Here is a 5,880-nt window from a genome sequence, read left to right on the forward strand (position 1 = left end):
CCCCGGCGCCGTCCCGCCCGCGGTGCCCGCCGACGACGCCCGCCAGCCGGGCGCCGAGCCCGACGTCGCCCCGACCGGGGAGACCCGCGGCGACACCTGCCACATCGACGTGGTCGACCGCTGGGGCAACGTCGTCTCGGCGACGCCCTCCGGCGGCTGGCTGCAGTCGTCGCCGACGATCCCCGAGCTCGGCTTCTGCCTCGGCAGCCGACTCCAGATGAGCTGGCTCGAGGAGGGCACCGCCTCGACGCTCGAGCCCGGTCGTCGCCCCCGCACCACCCTGACGCCGACGCTGGTGCTGCGCGACGGCCGGCCGCTGGTCGCCCTCGGCTCGCCCGGTGGTGACCAGCAGGACCAGTGGCAGCTCCTCTACCTGCTGCGCACGATCGTCGGCGGCTGGACCCCGCAGCAGGCGATCGACGCCCCGGCCCTGCACACGACGTCGTTCCCCGGCTCGTTCTGGCCGCGCACCTGGACGCCCGGCGGCGTCGTCGTCGAGGACCGCCTCGGCGACGAGCTGATCGCGGGCCTCGAGGCCCGCGGCCACGTCGTCACCCGCTCGGGAGACTGGTCGCTCGGCCGGCTGTCGAGCGTCACCCGAGACCCCGAGACCGGCGTGCTGGGCGCCGCCGCCAACCCCCGAGGAGCACAGGCCTATGCCGCAGGACGCTGAGACGCCGACCACGAACGCGACGACGGACGTGAGCACCGGCACCGGCACCAGCTCGAGCCCGGCCCCCGCGCCCCTGCTCGCCGTCCGCGGCCTGCGGGTCGCGTTCGGCGACCGCGACGTCGTGCACGGGGTCGACCTCGACGTGGCGCGCGGCGAGCGGGTCGCGATCGTCGGCCAGTCCGGCTCGGGCAAGTCGACCGTCGTGGCGGCCGTGCTGCAGCTGCTCCCCGGCGCCGGGCACGTCACGGGCGGCACGGTCCACCTCGGCGGCGACGAGCTGACCGGGGCCGGCGAGGCGCGGATGCGATCGGTGCGCGGCGCCCGCATCGGCCTCGTGCCGCAGGACCCGTCGACGAACCTCAACCCCTCGATGACCGTCGGGGCGCAGATCGCGGACGCCCTGCGGGCGGGCGGCGCCCGAGGCCGGGCCGCCGTCGGGCGACGCGTCGTCGAGCTGATGACCGAGGCCGGCATCCCCGAGGCCGACCGGCGGGCGGGCCAGTACCCGCACGAGTTCTCCGGCGGCATGCGCCAGCGCGTGCTGATCGCCGTGGCCCTCGCCCGCGACCCCGAGCTGCTCATCGCTGACGAGCCGACGAGCGCGCTCGACGTGACGGTGCAGCGGCAGATCCTCGACCACCTGCAGACGCTGGTCGACGCGCACGGCACGTCGCTGCTCTTCATCACGCACGACCTCGGCGTCGCCGCGGACCGGACCGACCGGATCGTCGTCATGCTCGACGGCCGCGTCGTCGAGCAGGGCACGCCGCGGCAGATCCTGCTCGACCCGCAGCACGAGTACACGAAGCGGCTGGTGGCCGCGGCGCCGACGGTGGCCGCCGCCGCGGCGCTCCGGGCCGAGGAGCCCGTCGGCGACGGGCAGCAGGGGGCCGAGGAGGTGCGGGCCGACCCGATCCTGGTCGTGACGGACCTCGTCAAGGAGTACCGCCTCCGTGGTCGTCGGGGCGAGACGGTGCGGGCCGTCGACGGCATCTCGTTCGAGGTGCCGCGCGGCACGACCACCGCGGTCGTCGGCGAGTCCGGCTCGGGCAAGACGACGCTGTCGCGGATCGTGCTGGGGATCGAGCCGGCCACGTCGGGCTCCGCCCTCATCGACGGCGAGGGCATCACCGCCAGTCGGGGCGCCGCGCGCCGGGCCCTGCGCCGTCGCGTGCAGCCCGTGTTCCAGGACCCGTACGGCTCGCTCGACCCCACCTACAGCGTCGAGCGGCTGGTCGACGAGCCGCTGCGCATCTTCGGGGTCGGCGACCGTGCCGGCCGACGGGCGCGCGTGGCCGAGCTGCTCGACCAGGTGGCGCTGCCGCGCTCGGTCGCGCAGAGCCGGCCGAACGAGCTGTCGGGCGGCCAGCGACAGCGCGTCGCGATCGCCCGGGCCCTCGCGCTCGAGCCCGAGCTGCTGATCTGCGACGAGGCCGTCTCGGCCCTCGACGTGCTCGTGCAGGAGCAGATCCTCGAGCTGCTCGCCGAGCTGCAGGGCCGCCTCGGGCTCAGCTACCTGTTCATCACGCACGACCTCGCCGTGGTGCGCCAGATCGCCCATAGTGTGGTGGTGATGCGACGCGGTCGCATCGTCGAGCGGGGCAGCGTCGACGACGTCTTCCTCGCCCCGACGGACGAGTACACCCACCACCTCCTAGGAGCGATCCCCGGTGCCAGCCTCGCTGTCTGAGCGACCCCGACGGGCGGGTCGCGTCGCGTCCCGTCCCGTCGTGCCCTGCGGAGCACGACCGTGCTGAGCGTCGTCGACGCCGTGCGGGCGGACATCGTGCAGGGGGTGCTGCAGCCGGGCACGCGCATCACGGAGGCGGCGCTCGCCGAGCGCTACGGCGTGTCCCGGGTGCCCGTGCGCGAGGCGCTCCGCGGGCTCGAGGCCGAGGGCTTCGTCGAGTCCCGGCCGAACGTCGGCTCACGGGTGGCCGAGATCCCGTTCGACGAGGCCGACGACCTCTTCGCGGTCCGGGAGGCGCTCGAGATCTCGACCGCGCGACGCGCCGCGGGCAGGGCGCGGGCGCGGTTCAGCGGCGGGGACGACGAGGCGGCCGGAGGCGGCGGCAGCGACGCGGACGACGACTGGCGCCGCGTGAGGCGCTCGCTCGAGCAGCTCCTCGACGAGGGCGACGCTGCCGTCGCCCGGGGCGACCTCGACCGCCTGGTCGACCTCAACGAGCGATTCCACATCGGCATCGCCGAGCTCAGCCGCAGCAGCACGCTCGCGACGCTGCTGCGCCAGCTGTCGCGCAAGATCGAGTGGCTCTACGCCCTCGACGAGTTCTCCCGCGGCAAGCGGCTCTGGCCCGACCACCGCGTCATCCTCGCCGCCATCGACGCGGGCGACGCCGACCGGGCCGCGGAGCTGATGGGACGGCACGTGCGCGAGTCCCGCGTCGGGTACCTCGGCCGGACGGCACCCGCCGAGGTCGTCGAGCAGCTGCGCGCGGCACCCGTCCCCGTCGCGGGCGGCGTCGCGTGACGCGCCCCGTGACCCGACACCGGCTCGATCCGGCTCCCGCGACGACGAACGACGCGTACTCCCGCGACCACGCCCCCGTCCTCACCGTCGATCCCGGCGACGAGGTCGTCGTCGGGTCGCTCGACGCCTCCGGCCACCTCGAGCGCCAGCGGACGCCCGGCGAGGCGCGGCCGCGCCTGTTCCCGCAGGCGCGGGGCCACGCGCTGACCGGTCCCGTCGCCGTCCGTGGTGCGCGTCCCGGTCAGATGCTCGGCGTCACCTTCGTCGACCTGCGGCCGGGGGAGTGGGGCTGGACGGTCGCGGGCGGCCGCGAGACGCCGGTCACGACGCGGCTCGGCCTGGCCGACGTCCCGCCCGCCTGGCTGCTCTGGGAGATCGACGCCGACGCCGGCGTCGCCACCGAGAGCCGGGGGCTCACCGTGCCGACCGCGCCGTTCCTCGGGGTGACGGGCGTGGCGCCGGCCGAGCCGGGCGAGCACTCCACGACGCCGCCGCGTACGACGGCGGGCGGCAACGTCGACTGCCGCGAGCTCGTGGCGGGGTCGACCCTGTGGCTGCCGGTGCAGGTCGACGACGCGCTCCTGTACCTCGGCGACGGCCACGCGGCCCAGGGCGACGGCGAGGTCGGCGGCACGGCGATCGAGTGCCCGATGACGACGGAGGTGCGGATCGACCTGGTCGACCGGCGCCCGCTCCCGAGCGTGCACGCCGAGACCCCCGCGGGGCGGATCACCTTCGGCTTCGACGCCGACCTCGACGTGGCGACGGGCGACGCCCTCGACGCGATGGTCACGTGGCTGGCGGCCCTGCTCGACGTCGACCGCGCGACCGCCCTCGCCTTCGCCAGCGCCGTCGTCGACCTGCGCGTGACGCAGGTGGCGAACCAGACGTGGGGCGTGCACGCCCTGCTGCCGACGGGCGCACTCGGCCTCTGAGCCGACGCGGACTACGGGAGCTGTGGGGGCGCGATCAGTTCGAGGAATCCACCGTGGGCACCTTCGAGGTAGATGATGCGTGTGCCGACTCGGGCGCCACCGGTCATCCGGTGAGGTGTCCCGACTGGTTCCCAGCCGTGTCCGGCGCAGAGCTCGAGCACACGATCGAGGTCGGAGACCGTGAGCGCGATGTGCACCACGCCGACCTGTGCGGGCGAGCCGGCACACTCGGGCAGTCGGGGCGGGTCGTACTGCAGCAGCTCTACCCGGTGGGGGCCGAGTGTCACCGTCGCCGCGCGGATCACGGCTCCACGGACGCCGGTGGTCGCCGCCGTGACTTCCTCGTCGAGCGTGAAGGTGCGCTCGAGCACGAACCCGAGACCGGAGCACCACAGCGCCAACGCGTCGTCGAGGTCGGCCACGGTGAGACCGGAGTGAGCGATGTCAGAGATGAGCGGTGATGCCATGACGTCAGTATCGAGCTCCGACGTGCCTGCCTGGGGGAAGAGGGCCCCGACACCCGATCGTCCGCCGAGATGCGTCGTCCGCGCGGCCGCCTCCTACTGGTAAGTCACGAGGTCCGGCACAGGAGACACCTCGGTCATCGTCTGCTCGGGCGTGAGCATCGGCTCGTCCTCGTCGGAGAAGTTCTTCCAGCCCCAGGCGACCTCGGGGGCGCCGTCGTGCAGCGCGCGCCAGGTGGCCTGCTTGTCGGGCTGGGAGCCCTGGCCGTCGACGTGCACGAGGGTCGTCAGCTCGGGGCGGCTCAGGTCGATCGCCGCCCGGTCGCGCAGCATGCTCGACCGGAACTGGTGGAGCACGAACAACTTCGGCGGCAGGGAGCGCGCGGCGACGAGGTCGGCGAGCCAGGTGGAGACGGCGTTCACCTCGACGGCGTCGACGCCGCCGATCTGCCGGAGCGGCACCTGGTCCGGGGCGAGGCGCCACTCGGGGTCGAGGGCGAGGCCCACGTTCGGCTCGGTGAGCAACGACTCGTACCGGCGGGCCTGCGTCAGGAAGTCGGTGCGCCCCGGCTGCAGGTCGAGCACGACGTACTGCCCGGCGGCGGCCGCGGCCTCCACGTACGGGCGCAGCCGCTCGGGGTCGAGCTCGTTCGAGAAGTCGCCGTCGGGGCCCGCGTCGCCCGCGGCCACCGTGGCGATCACCTCGAGCATCGGCACGACGAGCCGGTCGGACGACGCCTGGTAGCCGGCCGCCGTGTCGGCCGCGCGCTGCACGGTCGCCGCGACGTCCTGCTCGCCGAGCACGCCCAGAGCCGAGGTGCCAGGGGCGCCGTAGAGGGCGACGAACCGTCGGTCGGGGAAGAACCGCTGGCCGCCGCCCGGCAGCTCGGCGCCCGAGCGCGCCGCAGCGACCGACCACTCGAGGTGGGGCCGGTCGGCGAAAGCGGAGCCGACGACGAGGGTGGAGTCCGCCTCGGAGGCGCCCATCGCGCCGACGACGGAGGCGTCCTGCTGCAGGTCGGTCACGCCCTCGGGCAGCGTGAGGAGCTCGGCTCCCGCGGCCCGGGCGGTGGCCGACGCCGCGGCGTCGTCCGGACCCGACACGACGACGAGCGTCGAGGAGTCGGCGTCCCGTGCCCGGGCAGCCGCGACCTCCGCGGCCGGCACGGCGTCCACGTCGCCGAGCGCCAGGTCGTCCGTCGACGGGCCCTCGCCCACCGTCGCCACCCTCGTCGCACCCAGGCGGTCCACCTCCGTCGCGACGTCGACGCCCGGCGCGGCGATCAGCACGGGCGCGCCGATCCGCTCGCCCTGCCG

Annotated in this window: 6 protein-coding genes; 4 read left to right on the plus strand and 2 right to left on the minus strand. The window is 75.0% G+C overall.

Features of this window, described 5'->3' with window-relative positions:
• The 4 genes from RWM17_RS11470 to RWM17_RS11485 all read left to right on the plus strand — a co-directional run.
• A partial coding sequence (locus tag RWM17_RS11470) for a gamma-glutamyltransferase (protein WP_314103800.1) occupies positions 1–673 on the plus strand: 673 nt, incomplete at its 5' end.
• Positions 657–2,363 carry an ABC transporter ATP-binding protein gene (locus RWM17_RS11475; RefSeq protein WP_314103802.1) on the plus strand — a complete coding sequence of 569 codons (1,707 nt, stop codon included), beginning with the start codon at positions 657–659 and terminating at the stop codon, positions 2,361–2,363. The genes RWM17_RS11470 and RWM17_RS11475, both read left to right, overlap by 17 nt.
• A gap of 60 nt (positions 2,364–2,423) precedes the next feature.
• Positions 2,424–3,164: a GntR family transcriptional regulator gene (locus RWM17_RS11480; RefSeq protein WP_314103805.1), complete on the plus strand. Its 741-nt coding sequence runs from the start codon at positions 2,424–2,426 to the stop codon at positions 3,162–3,164.
• Positions 3,165–3,172: 8 nt separating this feature from the next.
• Entirely contained in the window at positions 3,173–4,099 is a 927-nt protein-coding gene (locus tag RWM17_RS11485) for an acetamidase/formamidase family protein (protein ID WP_314103807.1), read from the plus strand.
• Positions 4,100–4,110: 11 nt separating this feature from the next.
• Here the strand turns inward: RWM17_RS11485 and RWM17_RS11490 are convergent, their stop codons facing one another.
• Positions 4,111–4,566: a VOC family protein gene (locus RWM17_RS11490; RefSeq protein ID WP_314103809.1), complete on the minus strand. Its 456-nt coding sequence runs from the start codon at positions 4,564–4,566 to the stop codon at positions 4,111–4,113.
• Between the two features lie 93 nt (positions 4,567–4,659).
• A partial coding sequence (locus RWM17_RS11495; protein ID WP_314103811.1) for a hypothetical protein occupies positions 4,660–5,880 on the minus strand: 1,221 nt, incomplete at its 5' end.

The sequence above is a fragment of the uncultured Frigoribacterium sp. genome (assembly GCF_963515265.1).
GTDB lineage: Bacteria > Actinomycetota > Actinomycetes > Actinomycetales > Microbacteriaceae > Frigoribacterium.